The organism is Curtobacterium sp. ISL-83 (genome assembly GCF_018613895.1).
Lineage (GTDB): Bacteria > Actinomycetota > Actinomycetes > Actinomycetales > Microbacteriaceae > Curtobacterium.
On the sequence record NZ_JAGGPH010000023.1, the window covers coordinates 1 to 18,593 of the forward strand.

Below are 18,593 nucleotides of genomic sequence, written 5' to 3' on the forward strand. Positions count from 1 at the left end.
TGACAATCGACCCGCCGCTGAACGTGATGCGTTTCATGCCCGCCACCGTACGGGGACGCTTCTCACGAGCTCGGCAGGTGCAACCGTGACCAGATCGGGCACGGGTGTCGACCAGCCCCACTGTCGCAGTTCGGCGACGGCACCCGTGCGGTTGCATGCGCACACATGTACAGCGCCTACGGTGACAGCATCGCCTGGGAGCACCCGAACGAAACGACCTGGACCGCCGGTATCGGCGGCGTCAACATCAGTACCGTCCAGACCGGAGCGCAGTACGAGCTTGAGACCGTGAGCGGACAGACACGCGGCTCACACAACTCGCTCTCGAGCGCACAAGCGCAGCTGCACGCATGGAACTCCTGGTCCTCCCGAGCACAGTGACACCACGGACGCCGCCCGCTTCGCGGCCAGGGAGGCGGGGCAGCCCGACACCGGGTCATCCTCGCGCACATCCGGATCCTGCTGAGGCTTTACGTCTGACGCCAGGGTCCGGCGGTGGTATCGGTCCAAGGCGGCGTGGGTCCGGGGTGACGTGGGGGCGTTGCACAGTAGCGTCGGCGGCATGACGAGGGCGCCGAAGCGGGATGGTAATGATCGCTTTGACGAGCTACCGGGCGCACTGCACGTCGTGCTGGATCCCACGCTCGACGCCCTGGACGCACTGGACCGGGTGATCGACGCCTGCGTCCGGTTCACCTCGGCGACCGAGGCGGGCATCGTTCTCGCCGACCGGGCCGGCGCCCTGCACGTTGTTGCGTCCACGAGCGAGAGGAGCAGTGAAGTGGAGGAGGCGCAGTTGGGAACGGCGGAGGGGTCCTGCATCGATTGTTTCCGAACGGGGAAGACCATCGACGTGCCCGACGCCACTACGCATCGGTGTGGCCGGTGTTTGGGGGGACGATGCGTGAGCGTGATCTCGTTGTCGTTCTGTGTGTTCGCTTCCCATGACCGTGGGCACGGTGACGGGGACGTGGCGCTCATCCAAGTTCTCGCGGACGCGGCGTCCGCACCACTCGCCCGCCAGCGTGCCGAAGAGGGAGGCGCGCGCACGTTCGACGAGCAAGTAGCGGGTGCCCTTGAAGCGCGGGACGCGCTGGAGCAAGCGAAAGGCGCTCTCGCGTACCGACGGGGTATCCGAATGGAGATGCGAATCAGGGATTGCGGAACATCGCTGACGACGTCATCCACCGCGGAGCGGACCTCACCGACGTCACCTGAGGACCCGCAGCTTCAACTGCGCTTCGCTCTCGGGCCGTCGATTGAGCGGAGGGTGTGCCGTGGGTGCTCGCCGAAGGTGGCGTAGTACGAGCTGGAGAACCGGCCGAGGTGTCCGAACCCCCACTTGCGTGCGACAGCTCCGACGGTGGTGGTTGACCGGTTGTTTTGGAGTAGTTCCTGTCGTACTGCAGTGAGGCGCACGTGGTGGAGGTACGCCATCGGGGTCTGGCCGAGGGTCCGCTGGAACGTCTCTTGGATGCTCCGGACGCTGAGACCCGCGGCAGCCGCGATGTCGGCAACACTGATCGGTTGGTCGGCATGCGCGTGAACGTAGTCCAGTGCTTTCTGAAGCCGCGCGTTTCTCGACGAGACTCCATCCTCGGGGCTCGCGGTGAGGGTTGGCGGGTACAGCCCGAGGAACGCTGCGGCTGTGCCGCTGCGAGGGTCTGCCACAGCAAGGTGGTGACGCCGCCAGTTCGGAGTTCACGCGAAAGCAGCGTCAGCTGTGACTGCCACCGCGCCATGGCGGCCAGGTCCGGCGTCCGCGTGTAGTCGAATCGGAGCTGGATCTCAGGGCTGGTGTGGAACCGTTCCTCCGCGACCTCGGATACGAGGCGGCGGGACAGGTGCACGAGGCGTTGGTCGTAGTCCTGGAACGCGAAGTTGAAGTCGCGGTCGCACGGGACGAGCATCGGGATCCCGACCGGCACCGGGATCCGGTCCTGCCGGACCTTGAGCATCCCGTGGCCGCTGGTGATCCACTGTACGATGTAGTCATCCGACGGGGGACGGTACCGCGGATGAACCCGGTGACCTGCGCCCGGCGGAGCGTCACATCAGTGTCGCCGACGGCGCTGTACCGGTACGCGAACGGCCGCTCGGTTCGGCCCGCAGCCCAGTTCTTCCCGTCGTAGAGACCACCAAGGTCCGCGATCGCAGCGTCCACGTCGGTCCCTCCAGCGCTGATGCGCACCGCAGATCCGCGCTCCTCCGCCTCGCCATCCTGCGCTGCAGGGCCCCGCAGCGTCGTGTCCCGCACATCGATGGCCTGCACCTCCGCGTCCTGCACTGTTGTGTCCTCCAGCTCGGTGCTGCGAGAGCGAGGGTCGAAGGTGGTACTCATGCGAAGCTCCCGGCGTGCCGCGACGAACCGGTGGCCTCCCCGGCTCCGGGTTGCGTGTCCTCTTGTTCTACACACGCACTCGCGAAAACGGTGCGCGCCGTGGCGAAATCGTCCGTCGGCACTGCGGTGAGGGGGGGTCCGCCATGAACGTTGAAGCGAACCCCGTCCCGGTCAGTTCGATGAACCCGAGCAAAAGGTCGGGGTCGTTGCGCGTGCGCGCGGCGTCGACAACCCGCCAGGAGCCATCAGCAACCCATTCGCAGTGCACGCTGCTCGGATCGACACCAATCAGGACCACCCGGCGGACCTCCGCGGAACCCTGCCGGCGCCCCGTCATGGTGCGGTCGCTCACGACAGGCCACCGACCGACATCAGACGGTTGATGCTGGCGCCTTCGTGCCAGGGACCGCTCGTGGGGCGCCCGCAATCCCACTGCGTCAGGGCAGCGCCGCAGAGGTCGGGGGCGTGGAAGGGCGTGCGCTGTTCGCGATGATTCGGTGTCAAACCAGACAGGGTGCCGGGGCGCTGCTCGTGGCGGCTCATCGCCGGTCCGCCTGCGCTTTAGTGGCGCTCATCGTCTACCCCTTCGTGTCAAACCCACCATGCGCTGGCACGAACGGGTTAGACACAAACGGTAAGGACCGGACGCCAACCGAAAAAGAGGCTTGACAAACCACCACCTCTACCCTGCTTCCAGCTCCGGCGGCCTCCGCGCCGCACTCATGACAGCGACGCTTCAGTCCACGCCGAATTCGGTGAAGGTGCTACGCCGTCCGGATCGTGCGGCTCACGCTTCGCCCCGCCGGCGAAGAGCGCCGAACCCGTGCAACGACAGCCTCACCGCGGCAGGCGCTGCACCTCTGCCGCTACTGGGCCAGCTTAAGTACCGCACCTGTTAGCGCCGCCACGGTCGCTTCGGCAGCGGAACGGCCAGCAACGGCACGCAGGTCCCGATCGGGTCGCTCATCACCGAGAACCGGAGCGCGGTGAAGGAAGCTGCGATGGGGCACTGCCTCCCGGTCGCGGCGGTGGGCACGGAAGACCCGCGCTTCTACTGGAGAGCGCGATCGACGTCGTCGGGACCCTCCGAGCGGCAACTGCCGACGTGTCCCACCGCGGCAGCCCAGGGCGCATCGACCCTCACCAAGCAGTACGTGAAAAACGTCTCGGTCGAGCAGTGTGAGCAGAAGCCGCCAAACGCCGCCATCAAGTCCTCCGATCACTTGCGCCGCCGAACGCGGCCATATGTGACACGCTGCGACGAGCCGATGCGGGTGGCCCTCACATGATTGTCGGACTCGACGCCTGCTCCACGGTGAGCGCGCGGAGGTCTCGGCGGCTCCGATCCCTGACGATCCGGGGGAAGACCGCTACCGGAAGCGGTCCACCAAGTGGGCGTAGGCCGAGTCGGGGCCGGGCTGTCGCGGTCCGGAGGGTCCCGGGTGGCTCGGACGGGGGCGGTGCCTCCGCTGGAGAAGACGTACGGTTCGCTTGTCCCGGTCGTAGGGATTCCACCAGCTCGGTTCACCACCGGGCGAGCGTTTTGAGATGAGATCATGAAGACCATCACCACCGCGTTCGGCGCGGTTGTCCTCGCCGGAGCCCTTTCCCTCACCGGAGCCAGCGTGGCAAACGCAGCCCCGGCGCACACCACCACCCACACCGCAGCAGCGGCCCACACGACCGCAGCGCAGAAGGCTGCCGCTGCAAAGGCCGCAGCTCAGGCCAAGGCCGCTGCTGCGAAGGCTGCCGCTGCAAAGGCCGCAGCTCAGGCCAAGGCCGCTGCTGCGAAGGCTGCCGCTCAGGCGAAGGCCGCTGCTGCGAAGGCTGCCGGTCAGGCGAAGGCTGCCGCGGCGAAGGTGCTCGCGGCTGCCGAGAACACGCTCACCGCCGACCAAGAAGCGCTCACCACGGCGCAGGCCGCCGCGGCCACCGTGCAGAGCACCGGGGCTGCACAGGTCGCCGCGGCCCAGGACGCTGTGACGACGGCGCAGGCCGCCGTCACCGCGGACCAGGCAACGCTCGCAACCGCCACGGACCCGACGGCTCAGGCCGCCGCGCAGGCGCAGCTCGACTCCGACCAGGCCACGCTCACGCAGGCGCAGGACGCGCTCACCGCCACGGTGACGACCACCACTGCCGCGAACGCCGCCGCGGCCGCCGCCGTCACTACCGACACCGCGGCGGTTCAGAAGGACCAGTCTGCACTGATCGCCGCTCAGGCCGCACTCCACGCCCTGACGCAGCCGGTCTCCAAGAAGTAACGCCAGACGTTGATGGCCTCGCTCCACGTGGAGCGAGGCCATCGATGTGTGCGGAAGATTGCCCTCCTGCAACCGGCAACCAACCCAGACGCGCCGCTTACCGCCGGTCCACGGGCAGGGTCAACGCTGCGTTGCTGTCCTGCCCCCGATTGCGTTCCGCCACGCGTCGGGCAGAGTCCGGCCCTCCCGCCACTCCCGCCACGTGAGCACGATGATGACGGCGTCCATCACGGACAGCAGCGCGACGCCGACGCTCGGGTGGATCGAGAACTGAACGACCTGCAGGACCAGGAATGCCCCCAACGCGGCGATCGCCCACGGGTACACCCGCCGTGTGCCGCGGAGCAGCGCGACGATGATGGCGAGCTTCACCGCGCCGTGGAAGATGAGGTAGATCGCTCCCAACAACGCTGCGCTGCCGGACAGGTGAGCTGCTCCGTGGAGCAGCAGGTTCGAGATGAGGTCGTGGGGGTCCTCGCGGAGCTCTTCCGACGTCGCCGACTGGGCGAGCGCGTTGATCTGCGCCGGTCGGAGGAAGAGCAGCGGGATGCCGAACAGGAGCTCCGCCAACCCGTCGAGCCCTTTGAGCGTCACGCCGATGACGAAGACTCGGTCGACCAGACGCTGGCGACGAGGGGAAGTGTTGGACATGCCAATGATCTTGTCGGGACGATCCTCAGAAACACCCCACCCGCCAGAGGTCCAAGCGTTTTTCAGGTCACGGCGCGTGGCGTGGGCACTTGATCAGCGGGGCCGGTTCGGATGCCCTCGACCCGTCCGTGAAACTCCGCCTCAGATGTTTCTTGGACCGGCTCGTGGAGAGTCGCGACTGTGACAACAGCCCACCATCGCTCCGATTCCCGCCACTTCGCGGCCGGAACGATCTTGCAACCAACGTCGTCGCCGCGCGGGGCTGTCGCGATCGCGATCATCGTCATCGTCTTCATCACGGTGGCCGGGTTCGTGCTCCGCGCTTCTGAGCCGGACGCCGCCCTTGCTGATGCCTTCAACACCCTCCACACCGGCACTGTCGCGGCCGTGACGAACCTCGTGTACCACGTCTTCAGTCCCGTCCCGGCGATTGCGATCACCGCCGCCGTGACCGCGTTGATCTGGGCGCTGCGAAAAGATGTCCGCGCCGCTGCCGCGTTTGCCGGCGTGGTCGCGCTGACGTGGATTCCGTCCGACATCGTCAAGATCGTCGTCCACCGGCCGCGGCCCGACGTGTACCTCCTCACCCACGCCTACACGCCGCTGCAAGTCGACGCGTCCTACCCCAGTGGCCACACCGTCTTCGTCACCGCGTTCGTCATCGCGCTGATCCTCGTCACCCGGCACACTCGCTGGTCTCGTCTGGTGTGCGTCCTCGGCGTGCTCCTGATCGCTGGCGTCGCGATGTCTCTGCTGATCGACGCGGTCCACTACCCCACCGACGTCATCGCATCGATCCTTTGGGCTCTCGCCGTGGCCCCCGCAGCGCGACTCATCTGGGTCGATCTCCTCATGCGGCGTATCCCCATCCTTCGGCCCAACTCCTACCTGACAGTCCGGCCCGGAACGGACCGCACCCGAAACGAATCGTGACCCCCGCCTTGATTGGCAGGGCAGCCCTTCGACACGTTCTTCACGCAGCGGGCAAGTTATTGGGTGCGGCCGGTCGCGTGGGTGTCCGCTTCCGTCGTCGACTTGCGCCGGTTCCGGCGGCTGCGGAATGTGCCGAGGACGACGGGCAGGACTGAGATGACGACGATCTCGATGGCGAGGGCGGATGTGTGCGCCAGGAACGGGATGCCGCCGAGGAGCACGCCGACGAGCGGCATGACCACCACCCGCGTCACCCCGCCGGGAATGTTCAAGACAGTGAACCGGCGCCAGTGCATTTCGGCGGCGCCGGCGGCGAGGGGACGTAGGTTTGGGCGGCCGGCACGAAGCGCCCGAGCACCAGAGAGGCCGCCGTACTTCGCGAAGAACTCTTCCGCCTCGTGCAGGCGTGAGGTTTTCAGCAGTCGTACGTCGTCCTCGAAGAGGCGATGGCCGAACTCACGGCCGAGCCAGAACCCGGCCAACGCGCGTGGCCTCGCGACGAACGCGGGTCCGCCCGTGCCAGCGTCAACCGACCCATCGCACACGCCGTTGTCGACGCCTTCCCGCTGGCCGTCCATGACTCGTCCCCGCTGACCGGAACGAACGGCAGCGGAAACAGCCGTCGCACCTCGGGCGGGACCGGTCGGGCCACGCAGCGTTGCTGCGCACGGCAACGACGCGATAGCGAAACGGCGCCGAGGATGCTCGAGTCGACCGAATGCTCGAGGGGCTCCGACGCCCGGGTGGCTCGGACAGCTGTGCAGCCCGGTGCGTCGCCGCTTCGCTCTAACTTCCCACTCCCCCATCGACGTCGACGGCCGTTACGAAACTGCTGCGTGATTAATTCGCGGAAGGTGTCGCGGAAACTGGAACAGGTCGGATCATGCGGATCCTCAGAGTCGTGGAAACACTGCGGCATACGGTCGCTGGGTCGCATCAACCATCCGAAGCCGTGATCGCGTCACCGCTGGATGCCAGATACCAGCCCGGTCGAGCCGGGACGGCACGCCAACGCAGCTGCAGTCCCGACGCCCGCCCGGGGAAAGAGCCCGAAAACCATGCTCCCACCACCGCTCCTTTCCTCACCCACCCGCGGCCGCCGACTTCCGTAGCCCATGGGCGCTGGGACACGGAAGCCGACCGTGCAGAGCTCAGCACGCTGCTCCGAGCGGAGGACGCGTTCGTCGCGGCGATGCTGGACGCAGACGTCACCAGCTTGGACGCCCTCACTGCCGACGAGGCGGTCATCCGACGCACCGGGACCGTCGGGGGCGACGACGCAGCCGCGATCAGCAAAGCGGACGAGCTGGCCGCATACCGTGGGGACGCCCGACTGCAGCGCTTCCGGGTGCTCGCCGGTTCCAGCGCAGCACGTGGGACCGTCGGTCAGACCCGGATGCTTGCCGACGCCCGCATCCGAACCGCGGATGGAACCTTCGACCTTGTCATCGAGTCGGAACGGCAGTGGGAACGCCGCGAGGGCTGCTGGCAACTCGTCGGAATCACCGCCCGGGCCACAGCACGACGCGCCCCTAATCTCACCGCGCCTCGCCTTCAGGGGGTCGCAGTACGGTGAGGTTGGCCGGATCAAGGGCTCGAGGCTATTGCTTGCCCGGCGCGCAGGCCGCGGTGGAGGCACGACTTTAGCGTTCGGAGCCAATGAGGGCCACCTCGACAGCTCTCAAGATCGACGGCCTCCGGAGGGCAAACCGGGCGCTACGCGGTCCCGTTCTGGCACCTACAACTTCTGACGGTCCTTGCCGGCACGCCAGCACCGGGCTCTGAAGTGGAAACTGGGCGACGGAGAGTGCGCTGCGCCTTTCGCCGCTCGAGCGGCAGAGACGCGATGAGGAGCACGGGTAGCACGCCGCTGCAGCGGCGGAGGCCACGAGGACTTCGGATCTTCGAAACGATGGAAGTAGGCTCCGGCTCATGGCGTTTTCGTGTCTCGGGCTGGTGGAGCTGGAGTGAGCCGCGGGGAAACGGGGAATCTGCGGCTGCAGGACATTGCTGACACGGCTGGCGTCTCACTGGCAACAGTTTCAAAAGTGCTGAACGGGCGGAGCGATGTGGCTGCCAGCACGCGTGGCCGGATCGAGGCGCTGTTACAGGCGCGCGGCTACTCGGCACGCCCCAGGGTCGTTCAGTCGCGGTCAATCGAGTTGGTCTTCCATGAACTGGACAGTGAGTGGGCGATCGAGATTATCCGTGGTGCTGAGGAAGCCGCAGCCGGTCGAGGTCTCAGCTTGATGCTCACCCGAAGCGGTGACCGACATGCGCCTGATCCGCAGTGGATCGAAGGGGTGCTCCGTCGGCGGCCCGTCGGGGTGGTCCTCGTCTTCAGTGACATCCGGCGCGCCGACAAGGACAAGCTCAGGACGCGGGGCGTGGACTTCGTCGTCGTCGACCCAGCCGGCGAGCCGGATCCGGACGTCGCGTCAATCGGTGCGACGAATTGGAGCGGCGGATACGCCGCCGCACAGCACCTCATTGACCTCGGTCATCGGCGTATCGGCGCGATCGGAGGACCCGTGGACGCGCTCTGTTCGGTCGCGCGCATCGACGGCTACCGCTCAGCGCTGGAGCGCGCTGGGATCGGCTTTGCGCGCGAATTGGTGCGCTATGCGGACTTTCATGTTGAGGGTGCCCGCCGAGCCGCTGCCGAACTGCTCGAGTTGCCGGACCCGCCGACCGCGATCTTCGCAGGCAGTGACCTGCAGGGGTTCGGTGTCTACGAAGCCGCTCGAGCGAACAATGTGACCGTCCCGGCCGACCTGTCCGTCGTCGGTTTCGATGACCTCCGACAGGCGTCCTGGGCGAATCCGCCGTTGACTACTGTTCGCCAGCCCATCGCCGAGATGGCGGCGACGGCAGTGCGGCTGATCGCCGACGGAGTCACGGCGTCCGCCAAGGCGCCTCGAGTGGATCTGGCAACCTCGCTCATCCTCCGGGAATCAACCGCCCCTCCCGGATTCTAGGCCCCGCCCACCCGCAGTTGAAGCGCACAGCGATGCGGAGCGGCACCGGCTCTGCCGGACCATGTCGCCCCGGAATCACGGTTTTGCAGGGCATCGCGGTTGATCCATGGAACGCGGGAATCAAGGGGCCCCTTCCTCGGCGACGGCGCGTGGGTTACATTCCTGCAACACAAAGGTTTCGAACATCCAAACGAAAGTTTCGAGACCGTGAGGATGAAACAAGGGAGTTTCTATGTCCTTTCGTCGTGTTTTGCTTCTCGGCGCCGTGGGCGTCGTCGGCGCCGGTTCGCTGCTGCTCGGGCCGACAAGCGCGTTCGCGCAGGCCGGTGGCTCCTCAGGTGCAGCCCCAGTCGGGAGTCACACTGATTCCCTCCGCGATCTCGGCGCCAAAGTAGGGCTTCGTGTTGGCACCGCGGTGAACCCGGCCGAGCTGACCAGCAGCACCTACAGTTCGCTGATCGCCAACCAGTTCTCCGTCGTCACGCCGGAGAACGAGATGAAGTGGGAAGTGGTTGAACCCGCCCAGGGGCAGCACAACTGGGGGCCCGCGGACAAGCTCGTCGCGTTCGCGCAGGCTCATCACCAGCTGGTCCGCGGTCACACGCTGTTGTGGCAGAACCAGCTCCCGACGTGGCTGACCGACGGTGTCGCCAACGGCAGCATCTCGAACACCCAGTTGCGGGCGCTGCTGAAGAAACACATCCAAGACGAGGTGTCGCACTTCAAGGGCAAGATCTGGCAGTGGGACGTCGCCAACGAGGCGTTCACGAACCCCTGGGACCCGGAATGGTCCGGGACCCCGGCGCCCGGCCACTTCTGGGTGAACCACCTCGGAGCCAGCATCCTCGCGGACGCGTTCAAGTGGGCCCACGAAGCAGACCCGAAAGCGCTGCTGTTCTACAACGACTACGCGATTGAGAACGTTAACGCGAAGAGCACGGCCGTGCTGAACTGGGTCAAGCAGCTCCGCGCGCAGGGCGTACCGATCGACGGGATCGGGTTCCAGACGCACCTCGACACCCAGTACGGCGTCCCGACCGACTTCACGCAGGACATGCAGCGCTTCGGCGACGCCGGACTGAAAACAGCCGTCACTGAAGCCGACGTCCGCACCTTCACCGAGCCCAACAGTGTCAACACGCCGACGGACACAAACGCTGTCGCCGTGCAAAACGCCGCCTGGAAGCAGAGCATCGACACCTGCCTCGCTGTGCGCTCATGCATCTCATTCACCGCGTGGGGTGTTTCCGACGATCAGTCATGGGTGCCGACCACATTCGCCAACCCGCAAGAAGGCGCGGCGTTGCTGTACGACTCGAACCTGCAGCCGAAGTCGGAGTACTTCACCGTCCAGCATGAACTCGCCACCACCGAGGCCGCTCACCGAACCGGGATCGGCGCGGGAAGGTCCTAACCAGTTCCTAAAGACCGAGCGGGGAGGGTTGCAACCACGACCCTCCCCGCTCGGGGAGTGATTCGGCCTGGGTTTCGTTCCTATCGATCCCTTTGGCTAGCGCGTGCTGGTTGGGCTTCTTCGAGAGCAGCGTAGAACGCCTGCTCGACCGTGAACGGGGTGCGGTACTCGAGCTCATCGTGGAGGCGCTGGTTGTTCCACCACCAGACGTACTCGAGCGTGGCGAGCTCGACCTGCTCGACGGTCCGCCAGGGCAGAGCTGCCTCGGGCCGGGCGCGGTAAGTTCCGCAGGACGAGGTCCTTCGGCTTCTCCGCTGTTGGGTCGGACTTCGTCGTGAAGACCAACTTCCCTCGCCGAACACCGCGGACCCAGGCCAGGCGCATGAGCCGTTCGGTCTGGTCCGGCCGACGTCCCGGCCCTGTCGTTCCAGCAGGGCGTGCATCTTCCGGCGGCCGTAGACGCCGTAGTTCTCCGCATGCAGGCGGACCACCTCGGGAACGAGGAGGTCGTCACGGAGCTGCCGTGCCGATGCCGGCCGTGAGACCGCGGCGGTAGCCGCTGCTGGTGAGAAACCCGCTGACTGCCGGGCGCAACACCCGCCGGATTACCTCGGCCCCGAACCGATCCTTGTGCTGCTCGATGTAGCGGATCATCTCGTCGTGGGACGGTCGAGTTCCTTGGCGAAAAACACGGACGCACACTTCAAGATCTCGTTCGGCCGCCACAACTCCGCGCCTTCACACTTCAGGCGCTTGATCTCCTCCGTCGCCACGCTGGTCACACCAGGGCGTTCGCCGTCGTCGACCCGACCTTCCGCTGCCAGAGCCGCAGCGTCTCGGGACTCATCCCGAGCAGACCAGCGACATGGCGGATCGTCCACAGGTTCGGGTGATCCGCCGCGGCCGCAGCGAGCATCCGCAACGCTCGCTCGCGCATCTCCGGGCTGTATGTCGTCATCAGTTCCATCCTGACTCTTCAGACGGACCAGAACCCGGGCCGAACTAGTGCTGAACCCGCCCACGCCCTCGCCCTCGCCCCACCTGATCCTCTCTTGAATACGATGCATTCCGTCGTGGGCACCCATCTGGGAACGCGCTGGCCGCCGCCGGCATCTCAGCTACTTGCCGACCAGTGCCTGCCGTCGCTTCCAGCGCTCCAGGCCGGTTTCGCACGTCGAACACTGCGCTTCAGGTGACTCTGACGGCCACGACGACCGGATTCGGGATCGGGCAGCTCCGCGTCGGCCCTCGGAGCCAACGCGTCGGCCGCCGGTCACCGCTGGTGCTCGCCGCCGGGGCTGCATCGCGGCTTGTATCCGCGCGGCGACGGCCCGAACGGCGGAGTCCTTCCGGTCGAGCCGCGAGCTCGGCCGGAACCCGGACGAGTACCTCGTCCTCAAGAGCAGCGGAGCGTCGCTACGGCCGCCGCAGACAGCGCGGAAAGCGCGTTCAGCTTGTTCCGCGGTGACCGACCTGCTGGGACAGAATCGACATGTGACCGGAAACCGTCCTGCTGCTGCCGACCGCCCTACATCGCCCGTTGATCGACGGGCCCGGGCAGAGCGGCGGTGGCCTGCGGTAGTAGCGCTCGTCTGCGCGCTAATCCTCTATGGGACACTCCCGAGCCAGTTCCCGCTCGCGCTCCGGATTCTGGTCGTAGCCATCTGCGTCGGACTCCTGATTCCCGTGATCGCCGTGAGTCCCCTTCGACTCGATCGGCAAACTCGCTGGTCCCGCGCGCTGTCGGTGAGCCTCGCTGTCGTACTGGTAATCTCGAACCAACTCGCGTTCGGAATCCTGGTCGTCGTGCTGGTCACCCACAAGCACCCCAGCGGCCCAGCCGACCTCGTCGCCGCACTCCAGGTCTGGGTGACGAACATCATCGCCTTCGCTGCCCTCTTCTGGGAGCTTGACCGCGGCGGCCCCGTGTCGCGGCGCGTCGACCCACGCCCTGAGCTGCCACACGCGGATTTCCGCTTCCCGCAGGACGAGGACGTAGATGCGGTAGTAGAGGTTGCGTCGCGCTCATCGGAGCGAGGCGACTGGATGCCAGGCTTCATCGACTACGCATACCTCTCACTCACGAATTCGATGGCGTATTCACCGACCGACGTTATGCCCCTCTCGCCACGGGCGAAAGCTCTGATGGGACTGCAGTCCGCTGTGGCCTTCATATTGGTCGCACTTGTCATCGCCCGGGCGGTATCGCTCCTCGGCTAAGACGGGAGGGCTACGCTTCCCCTCGTGGACGATGAGCTTGAGGCGTTGCAGTGGCTCACGGTGGAGGAGTTGGCCGCCGTACGCCAGCGGGTGATCAAGAAACTGAACTTGCTCGACCCTTCCGCCTCTGACTTCCCGGTCCGCCGGGCGGTGCTGCAGCACACCATGGACACCATCTGCCACGTGCAGGACGACCGCCAGCGGTGACTGGCGTCCCGTCGCGACCGACGCCGAGAGGCTGAACCCCGGGCGGTTTCGGTGCTTCGGTGGAGACCACCGATACGCGGGCGAAGCCGTCACAGGTGGATGGTACCGCTGGCCCCGGTCGTCGGCATGGCCCGCGGCATCTCGCACCACCGGTAATGGGGGTGTCGGCGTGTGAAGAGTTGCAGTTGAATACTGAGGGTTCGTCGGGCGGGGTGCGCGGCGCGGGGGAAGGTCATTGTGGACGCGCACGAGTTCGAGTTCGCCCAGTTCCGGCAGCGTCTCCGGAACCGGCCGCAACGTCGCAGGCTTGGCATCCACCTGGACCAACACGACGCGATGCAACTGCTCGCGGACGGGGTGGCGCTCCGTGCCGAGTACGAAGCGTGGCGTGCACGGGTCGGCAAGACCGTCGCCTCAGCGAACGGCGACGAGCCGGACGGGACGGCAGCGGCCACGCCGTGGCCGGCCCGCGTTCGTCAGCGGGGACGGTGGCGACGGCGAGACCGGCCGCCTCAGGAGCGCGGAACCGGGTCCTGATGCGGGCCAGCCCAAGGCCGGGCCGTGTCACCGGTGTAGTAGGAGAATCGGCCCCCGACGCGCGAGCCGGACGCATCCCGCCGATGCCGGTGGCCACGATAGGAACCATAATCGGCAACCGATTCACGTTCACCGACCGCTGCCGGTCGCAGGAGGCCGGGTGTCGCTGCCAGCAACCCGAAGGGCATCCGGGTGCGCACTTGTACGACGACGCATCCATGCAGGCGCGTTGGGGTGAGCGAGGTTTCAACCGTGCCGACCTCGCGTGGCTCATGGAGGGCTTCACACCGGTGCCCGACTTCACGCTGAGACGTATCGTCTAACCCAGGGCAGCCGCCGCAGCGTCGCGGCGGCTGCCCTGTTACTTTCTTCCTGCGCCGGTTGGAGGCGCCGTCGACACAGGCCTTCTCGAGCGGACGCCTGACAGCCGAACGTACTCGCTGCGGCCCCCCAGTGCGGCCCCCGAGTGAACCCAGCTACACCGAAGCAGAATAAGTTGTCTGCGCGAGCAACCGCCCCGCGAAGTCCTCCTGATCGAGGATCGCTCCGAGCCGTGCACATTAACGCTGCCTGGCTTCGAGCAGACCGACCATCAGCCTGAAGTTCAGCCCTTCGCGGGCCTCGCTGGCAGCCGAGCGGCTCCCGTTGTGGTGCATCTATCCGGTTCGGTTGCCTCGACCGGGCCGCTGCTCGCAACTCGCAGGGAGCGAGGTCGGATAGCGCGGTTGGAGGGCCCGCTGTCGGGCCACTGCACGTCGGGCCGTCGCGGACGCACGGCGGTGGCCGTCGGCGCTGTTCAACCCTGAATGCTCTCGGGTCCCACGAGGCGAGGACAGGGCAGACTGTTCGCGGCGCCCCTTCGCGCCGACGCTGCGCTGGCGGGCCGTGGATGGCCGGGCAGAAACGGAAGAGGACATGGTCGTCGCTGCTGGTATCCCGAGCCCACCAACCAACGGGTTCGCCATCGGCCCACTCGAGGTGCACTACTACGCGCTATGCATCCTCGGCGGCATCGTCATCGCGTCCTGGGTCACCGCCTCACGACTCCGGACCGGGGGTATCAGTGGCGGATCGGTGATCGACGTGGCGATCTGGGGCGTCCCCATCGCACTCGTCGGCGGCCGGCTGTATCACGTGTTCACCCACCCCGACGACTACTTCTTCCCCGGCGCGAACCTCAGCAACGTGTTCGCGATCTGGGAAGGGGGACTGGCGATCTACGGCAGCATCCTCGCCGGCATCTTCGGCGTGTGGATCGGCTGCCGACGCACCCACGTGCCCTTCGTCACCCTCGTCGACGCACTCGCGCCGGGAATGCTCTTCGCGCAAGCGTTCGGCCGGCTCGGGAACTACTTCAATCAAGAACTCTTCGGCAACCCAACAACCCTGCCCTGGGGACTCCAGATCCACACCAGCAGCCCGGCGTTCCCGCCAGGCCTGCCCGCCGGGACCCTGTTCCAACCGCTCTTCCTCTACGAACTGCTGTGGGACGCCGCCGGCGGCACCCTCATCCTCCTACTCGGCAAGCGTTTCCGCCTTCCCAGAGGTGTCCCCATCGGCATGTACTTCCTCTGGTACGGCGCCGGTCGGGCCTACCTCGAAACGCTGCGACTCGACCCCACCGAACTCGTCCTCGGCGGACTGAAGTTCAATACCCTCGCCGCGATACTCGCCGCCCTCACCGGCCTCACCATCGTCATCGTCGTTACGGTCCCATGGCGACGACGACTTGAAGCTACGAACCGCGTAGAAGTGTCCGGCCAGCACCTGGCCGCTTCAGTGGAGCATGATGCGGATCACCTCACCTAACCCCGCTCGCCCGTCGGAGGGACCGCGACCACCGGACCGGGCACGCTCCCGGGTGCCCTCTCAGCTCGTCTCGGGAGCCGACGACGGCATGGCCTGGTGCCAACGGCACCAGACGGCGGGGCGGATCTTGGTGCGCCTGCGGTCAGCTGTTCCAGCACGCGAGAACGGCGGTCGCGATCTCGAATGCGATGCTGCTCTTCGACGGGGCACCCGCAGCAGGCGCGGCGAGGTGGGTGGCGTCGACGAGCAGCGTCATGTTGTCCTTGACGAAGCTGGCTTGACCGTCAGCGGTCTCATACGCAGGCAAACCCAGGTTGGCCAACCCAGTGACCGGTCGGGCGCCGGCGGCGTGCTGCTGTGCTGAAGAGAAGTAGGAAAGCGCGGCCGCATCGGTGGAGGACTGCTTTACCGAGATCCGGAGGATCCCGGTCGGGACGTGGTAGGTGCACGTGTAGATGTTGTCCGCCCATTTTGCCTGCGGAGGTCGAGGGTGGGCGATCGAGAAGATCTTCGCGATGTTGCCCTGCGTCTCTGCTGAGCACCCCATCGCAGTGGGCGCGAGCACGCCGGCCGGGAGCTTGCCTCCGGGCCCTGCGACCGCTGGGGTTGGCGGCGCTGCCTCTGCCGCCGCTGCCGCCGGTGACGCCGGAGCCCGTGTCGGTCCGACATGCGCGGAACCGACCCCGGCGCAACCGGATAAGAGCAACCCGACGGCCGCGACGACGAATGTGAGGCCGACGAATACCAATCGGGACCACGGTGCAGCGGGGTCCGCTCGCGGCGGCAGGATCACGGGGCGCTCTTCACAACGAGCACGCCGTGCATACCGGAGTGGTACTCGCAGTGGAACGGGTAGCGACCCGGGGCGGAGGGAGCCGTGAGCGTCACGGACCCGCCAGCGGGTACGACCACGTTGAAGGCCTTGCCGTCATCTGCCGTGACGGTGTGGTTGGTGCTGTCCGCATTCATCACCATGATCTTCGCTCCCGACGTCACGCTCGCTGGCGTCTGATAGGCGAAGCCCTTGACGGAGACCATCACCATCCCCGCCATGCTGGAGCTCCCACCGGAACCGTGTGGCGCTGTCGACGCCGCGCTCGACGCAGCTGCGGCCGCGGGCGTTGCGACCCCCGAGGATGCAGGAGCCCCACCGGATGCTGCGCAACCGGTTATTGCCAGCAGTGCCGCAGCGACGAGCGCGGCGGTGAATACAGGCCTGATTCTCATAATGTCCTCCGATTCACGGCGCTGATCGGCGCTGATCGACTCGTATTCGTCACCGCGGCCGATTCGGATCGCTCTTCCCACCAAATGCTCGACGGCCATCGGGGCTCCGGTGCAAACCCGAGCACGGCCCGGGGCGGAGGTGACGCCCAAGCGGGTGACCCGAACTGGGGTCAGGCGCGACTCTGGACCAGACGTCTGGCCGCTGCAACGTCGAATACCCGGTCCGTTGCGCCCGACGGGCTCGAGCGCAGCGCAAATGGCCATTTTGCGCAGCACGTCTCGCAGGGCCCACCCGCGTGGCGATCTGTTCCGAAGTCAGCAGCAAGTCCAAATTTTGAGAGAGCTCGGGTCCACGAACACGGACCGGGCTCTCGCCTGCGAACTCGGAGTTATTCAATGATGAAGAAATCTGTTTTGATCGCCGCCCCGGCACTGGCACTGTTCGCGGCTGTCGCCGCAGCGTCGCCCGCAATGGCGGGCGGTTCCACTTCCTACCAGGCGACGTTGACGCAGCTCAACGGCAGCCACGCGACCGGCAACGTGACCCTGAGCCTCTCGGGCAACCAGGCCACCATCACCGAGCACGTCAGCGGACTCGCCGCGACGTTCAGCGGGAAGCCGTATCCGCACGTGCAGCACATCCACATCGGCGCGGACGGCACCTGCCCGACCACGGCAGCGGACACCAACCACGACGGCGTCATCAGCACCACCGAGGGTGCCCCCTCGTACGGCGCGATCGGCACGACGCTGTCCACATCCGGGGACACCAGCCCCGCCGCCGGCACCACGCTGACCGTCGCACCGTCCGGTGCCAGCTACACCTACAACCGCACCATCGACCTCAGCGCCGCGACCCTCGCGTCGCTGCAGGCCGGCAAGGCCGTCGTCGTCGTCCACGGACTCGACCCGGCAACGCTGTCCGCCGCAGCGCAGGCGGAGAAGAGCGACCTCGTTCCGTCCCTTCCGCTCGCAGCCACGTCGCCCGCCCTGTGCGGCACGCTCGTCGCTTCGCAGATGACGATGCCCACCGGTGGCGCCCAAACCGGTGGCGGCGCAACCGCGTCCGGCCCGGACCTCGGCCTCCTCGGCCTCGGCGGCGGCCTGCTCGCCGCAGCGGCAGCCGCAGGCACGGTCGTCATGCGTCGGAAGCAGCTCAGCCGCTAACCAGCAGCTCGAGTAACGGAACACTAAATGCGCGCACAACACCGCGGTAGCGCCGGGGGCCGACTCGTTCTGGCTCTCGGCGCTGCCGCGCTCGCCATCGCCGGCCTCGGTACCATCGCGTTCGGGCTCTGGGGCAACCCTCCTCCCCCGCAACCACCCGCCGCGCTGACGCACTCCCGAACTACGTCCCCTGCCCAGCCCACGGAGACCGCCGCGCCGGGCACACCGCAGGCCAGCGCGGCTGCCCCGGGTGCACCGAGCGGGCCCATCCTCTCCGCGTCGCCGCCGACACACCTGCTGATCCCCTCCATCGGTGTAAGTTCCGACCTGATCCGACTCGGCCTCAACACCGACGGCACCGTCCAAGTCCCGCCGCTGATCCGGAACTCTCCCGCCGGCTGGTACGAGGGCTCCCCCACGCCCGGACAGCAGGGGCCAGCGGTCATCCTCGGACACGTGGACACCTACTCCGAGCGCTCCGTGTTCTACCGCCTCGGCGACATGCGCCCAGGCGACCAGATCTCGGTCACGCGCGCTGACAACACCGTCGCCGTCTTCACTGTCACCCAAGTCGGCGACTATCCCAAAGCCAACTTCCCCCAACTCCAGGTCTACGGCAACACCCGCTCCGCCCAACTCCGGTTGATCACCTGCGGCGGCGACTACGACGCACAGACCGGCCACTTCCTCAACAACATCGTCATCTACGCAACCCTCACCAGCAGCCACCCCGCATAACCCGCCGCAACCCCGGCAGGAACGATGTCTCCAAGTAGCCATTAGCTCGCTCGACGATGCCCTTGGTCTCGGGGTCCCGCGGTGGCGCTAGCTGTGATGTCCAGGCA

Annotated in this window: 20 protein-coding genes and 2 pseudogenes; 12 read left to right on the forward strand and 10 right to left on the reverse strand. The window is 66.9% G+C overall.

All coding sequences use genetic code 11. The features are described 5' to 3' along the window. Positions 1–165 precede the first annotated feature (165 nt). Positions 166–381 (forward strand): hypothetical protein, encoded by a 216-nt coding sequence (locus J7E22_RS16625; protein ID WP_214982956.1) that lies wholly within the window; start codon positions 166–168, stop codon positions 379–381. 181 nt (positions 382–562) lie between these two features. Further along, positions 563–1,303: a GAF domain-containing protein gene (locus J7E22_RS16630; RefSeq protein WP_214982976.1), complete on the forward strand. Its 741-nt coding sequence runs from the start codon at positions 563–565 to the stop codon at positions 1,301–1,303. Here J7E22_RS16630 and J7E22_RS18460 read toward each other — a convergent pair. Both J7E22_RS18460 and J7E22_RS18465 read right to left on the reverse strand, forming a co-directional pair. After that, positions 1,231–1,671 carry a helix-turn-helix transcriptional regulator gene (locus J7E22_RS18460; RefSeq protein ID WP_214982957.1) on the reverse strand — a complete coding sequence of 147 codons (441 nt, stop codon included), beginning with the start codon at positions 1,669–1,671 and terminating at the stop codon, positions 1,231–1,233. The genes J7E22_RS16630 and J7E22_RS18460 overlap by 73 nt on opposite strands. Positions 1,672–1,694: 23 nt before the next feature. Continuing rightward, positions 1,695–2,015 (reverse strand): annotated as a pseudogene (locus J7E22_RS18465) (hypothetical protein); the annotation flags it as partial. A 1,882-nt stretch (positions 2,016–3,897) separates the two neighbouring features. Between J7E22_RS18465 and J7E22_RS16650 the strand changes: the two are divergent. Further along, a complete protein-coding gene (locus tag J7E22_RS16650) occupies positions 3,898–4,605 on the forward strand; it encodes a hypothetical protein (RefSeq protein WP_214982959.1) in 708 nt (235 codons plus the stop codon). Between the two features lie 120 nt (positions 4,606–4,725). Here the strand turns inward: J7E22_RS16650 and J7E22_RS16655 are convergent, their stop codons facing one another. Beyond that, positions 4,726–5,256 carry a DUF2127 domain-containing protein gene (locus tag J7E22_RS16655; RefSeq protein ID WP_214982960.1) on the reverse strand — a complete coding sequence of 177 codons (531 nt, stop codon included), beginning with the start codon at positions 5,254–5,256 and terminating at the stop codon, positions 4,726–4,728. A 300-nt stretch (positions 5,257–5,556) separates the two neighbouring features. Between J7E22_RS16655 and J7E22_RS16660 the strand changes: the two genes are divergently transcribed. Beyond that, positions 5,557–6,189 (forward strand): phosphatase PAP2 family protein, encoded by a 633-nt coding sequence (locus J7E22_RS16660; protein ID WP_214982961.1) that lies wholly within the window; start codon positions 5,557–5,559, stop codon positions 6,187–6,189. Between the two features lie 56 nt (positions 6,190–6,245). Here the strand turns inward: J7E22_RS16660 and J7E22_RS16665 are convergent, their stop codons facing one another. Then, positions 6,246–6,767, reverse strand: a complete 522-nt coding sequence (locus J7E22_RS16665; RefSeq protein ID WP_214982962.1) for a DedA family protein — start codon at positions 6,765–6,767, stop codon at positions 6,246–6,248. A gap of 614 nt (positions 6,768–7,381) precedes the next feature. Between J7E22_RS16665 and J7E22_RS16670 the strand changes: the two genes are divergently transcribed. The 3 genes from J7E22_RS16670 to J7E22_RS16680 all read left to right on the forward strand — a co-directional run bounded on the left by J7E22_RS16670 (position 7,382) and on the right by J7E22_RS16680 (position 10,581). Beyond that, positions 7,382–7,765, forward strand: coding sequence for a hypothetical protein (locus J7E22_RS16670; RefSeq protein ID WP_214982963.1), 384 nt, complete (start codon positions 7,382–7,384; stop codon positions 7,763–7,765). A 391-nt stretch (positions 7,766–8,156) separates the two neighbouring features. Beyond that, entirely contained in the window at positions 8,157–9,167 is a 1,011-nt protein-coding gene (locus J7E22_RS16675) for a LacI family DNA-binding transcriptional regulator (RefSeq protein WP_308159290.1), read from the forward strand. Between the two features lie 232 nt (positions 9,168–9,399). Then, on the forward strand, positions 9,400–10,581 hold the full coding sequence (locus J7E22_RS16680) for an endo-1,4-beta-xylanase (protein ID WP_214982964.1): 1,182 nt from the start codon (positions 9,400–9,402) through the stop codon (positions 10,579–10,581). A gap of 80 nt (positions 10,582–10,661) precedes the next feature. On the opposite strand, the gene J7E22_RS18470 is transcribed toward J7E22_RS16680, so the two are convergent. The 4 genes and pseudogenes from J7E22_RS18470 to J7E22_RS16695 all read right to left on the reverse strand — a co-directional run bounded on the left by J7E22_RS18470 (position 10,662) and on the right by J7E22_RS16695 (position 11,539). Next, positions 10,662–10,943, reverse strand: a complete 282-nt coding sequence (locus J7E22_RS18470; protein WP_374193287.1) for an IS3 family transposase — start codon at positions 10,941–10,943, stop codon at positions 10,662–10,664. Between the two features lie 45 nt (positions 10,944–10,988). Next, positions 10,989–11,081 (reverse strand): annotated as a pseudogene (locus J7E22_RS18475) (IS3 family transposase); the annotation flags it as partial. Between the two features lie 10 nt (positions 11,082–11,091). Then, positions 11,092–11,307 (reverse strand): hypothetical protein, encoded by a 216-nt coding sequence (locus tag J7E22_RS16690; protein WP_214982966.1) that lies wholly within the window; start codon positions 11,305–11,307, stop codon positions 11,092–11,094. A gap of 52 nt (positions 11,308–11,359) precedes the next feature. Then, on the reverse strand, positions 11,360–11,539 hold the full coding sequence (locus J7E22_RS16695) for a helix-turn-helix domain-containing protein (protein WP_214982967.1): 180 nt from the start codon (positions 11,537–11,539) through the stop codon (positions 11,360–11,362). A 506-nt stretch (positions 11,540–12,045) separates the two neighbouring features. Here J7E22_RS16695 and J7E22_RS16700 point away from each other — a divergent pair. The 3 genes from J7E22_RS16700 to lgt all read left to right on the forward strand — a co-directional run bounded on the left by J7E22_RS16700 (position 12,046) and on the right by lgt (position 15,354). Further along, entirely contained in the window at positions 12,046–12,801 is a 756-nt protein-coding gene (locus J7E22_RS16700; protein WP_308159291.1) for a hypothetical protein, read from the forward strand. 24 nt (positions 12,802–12,825) lie between these two features. Beyond that, positions 12,826–13,008 carry a hypothetical protein gene (locus J7E22_RS16705; RefSeq protein ID WP_214982968.1) on the forward strand — a complete coding sequence of 61 codons (183 nt, stop codon included), beginning with the start codon at positions 12,826–12,828 and terminating at the stop codon, positions 13,006–13,008. A gap of 1,452 nt (positions 13,009–14,460) precedes the next feature. Then, positions 14,461–15,354: a prolipoprotein diacylglyceryl transferase gene (lgt, locus tag J7E22_RS16710; protein WP_214982969.1), complete on the forward strand. Its 894-nt coding sequence runs from the start codon at positions 14,461–14,463 to the stop codon at positions 15,352–15,354. 142 nt (positions 15,355–15,496) lie between these two features. On the opposite strand, the gene J7E22_RS16715 is transcribed toward lgt, so the two are convergent. Both J7E22_RS16715 and J7E22_RS16720 read right to left on the reverse strand, forming a co-directional pair. Next, the gene (locus J7E22_RS16715; protein WP_214982970.1) at positions 15,497–15,919 is read right to left on the reverse strand and encodes a hypothetical protein; all 423 of its coding nucleotides are present in this window, start codon (positions 15,917–15,919) and stop codon (positions 15,497–15,499) included. A gap of 224 nt (positions 15,920–16,143) precedes the next feature. After that, on the reverse strand, positions 16,144–16,398 hold the full coding sequence (locus J7E22_RS16720; RefSeq protein ID WP_214982971.1) for a cupredoxin domain-containing protein: 255 nt from the start codon (positions 16,396–16,398) through the stop codon (positions 16,144–16,146). Positions 16,399–16,977: 579 nt separating this feature from the next. On the opposite strand from J7E22_RS16720, the gene J7E22_RS16725 reads away from it, so the two are divergent. Together J7E22_RS16725 and J7E22_RS16730 are read left to right on the forward strand one after the other, a co-directional pair. Beyond that, entirely contained in the window at positions 16,978–17,748 is a 771-nt protein-coding gene (locus tag J7E22_RS16725) for a hypothetical protein (RefSeq protein ID WP_251009305.1), read from the forward strand. Positions 17,749–17,775: 27 nt separating this feature from the next. Continuing rightward, positions 17,776–18,486 (forward strand): class F sortase, encoded by a 711-nt coding sequence (locus tag J7E22_RS16730; RefSeq protein ID WP_214982972.1) that lies wholly within the window; start codon positions 17,776–17,778, stop codon positions 18,484–18,486. Positions 18,487–18,593 lie beyond the last annotated feature (107 nt).

Bases quoted from the DNA above. Each gene is read 5' to 3' on its own strand.
- J7E22_RS16625 (WP_214982956.1), top strand. From the start codon at position 166: ATGTACAGCGCCTACGGTGACAGCATCGCCTGGGAGCACCCGAACGAA.
- J7E22_RS16630 (WP_214982976.1), top strand. From the start codon at position 563: ATGACGAGGGCGCCGAAGCGGGATGGTAATGATCGCTTTGACGAGCTA.
- J7E22_RS16650 (WP_214982959.1), top strand. From the start codon at position 3,898: ATGAAGACCATCACCACCGCGTTCGGCGCGGTTGTCCTCGCCGGAGCC.
- J7E22_RS16655 (WP_214982960.1), bottom strand. From the start codon at position 5,256: ATGTCCAACACTTCCCCTCGTCGCCAGCGTCTGGTCGACCGAGTCTTC.
- J7E22_RS16665 (WP_214982962.1), bottom strand. From the start codon at position 6,767: ATGGACGGCCAGCGGGAAGGCGTCGACAACGGCGTGTGCGATGGGTCG.
- J7E22_RS16670 (WP_214982963.1), top strand. From the start codon at position 7,382: ATGCTGGACGCAGACGTCACCAGCTTGGACGCCCTCACTGCCGACGAG.
- J7E22_RS16680 (WP_214982964.1), top strand. From the start codon at position 9,400: ATGTCCTTTCGTCGTGTTTTGCTTCTCGGCGCCGTGGGCGTCGTCGGC.
- J7E22_RS16695 (WP_214982967.1), bottom strand. From the start codon at position 11,539: ATGACGACATACAGCCCGGAGATGCGCGAGCGAGCGTTGCGGATGCTC.
- lgt (WP_214982969.1), top strand. From the start codon at position 14,461: ATGGTCGTCGCTGCTGGTATCCCGAGCCCACCAACCAACGGGTTCGCC.
- J7E22_RS16720 (WP_214982971.1), bottom strand. From the start codon at position 16,398: ATGGTGATGGTCTCCGTCAAGGGCTTCGCCTATCAGACGCCAGCGAGC.
- J7E22_RS16725 (WP_251009305.1), top strand. From the start codon at position 16,978: ATGATGAAGAAATCTGTTTTGATCGCCGCCCCGGCACTGGCACTGTTC.
- J7E22_RS16730 (WP_214982972.1), top strand. From the start codon at position 17,776: ATGCGCGCACAACACCGCGGTAGCGCCGGGGGCCGACTCGTTCTGGCT.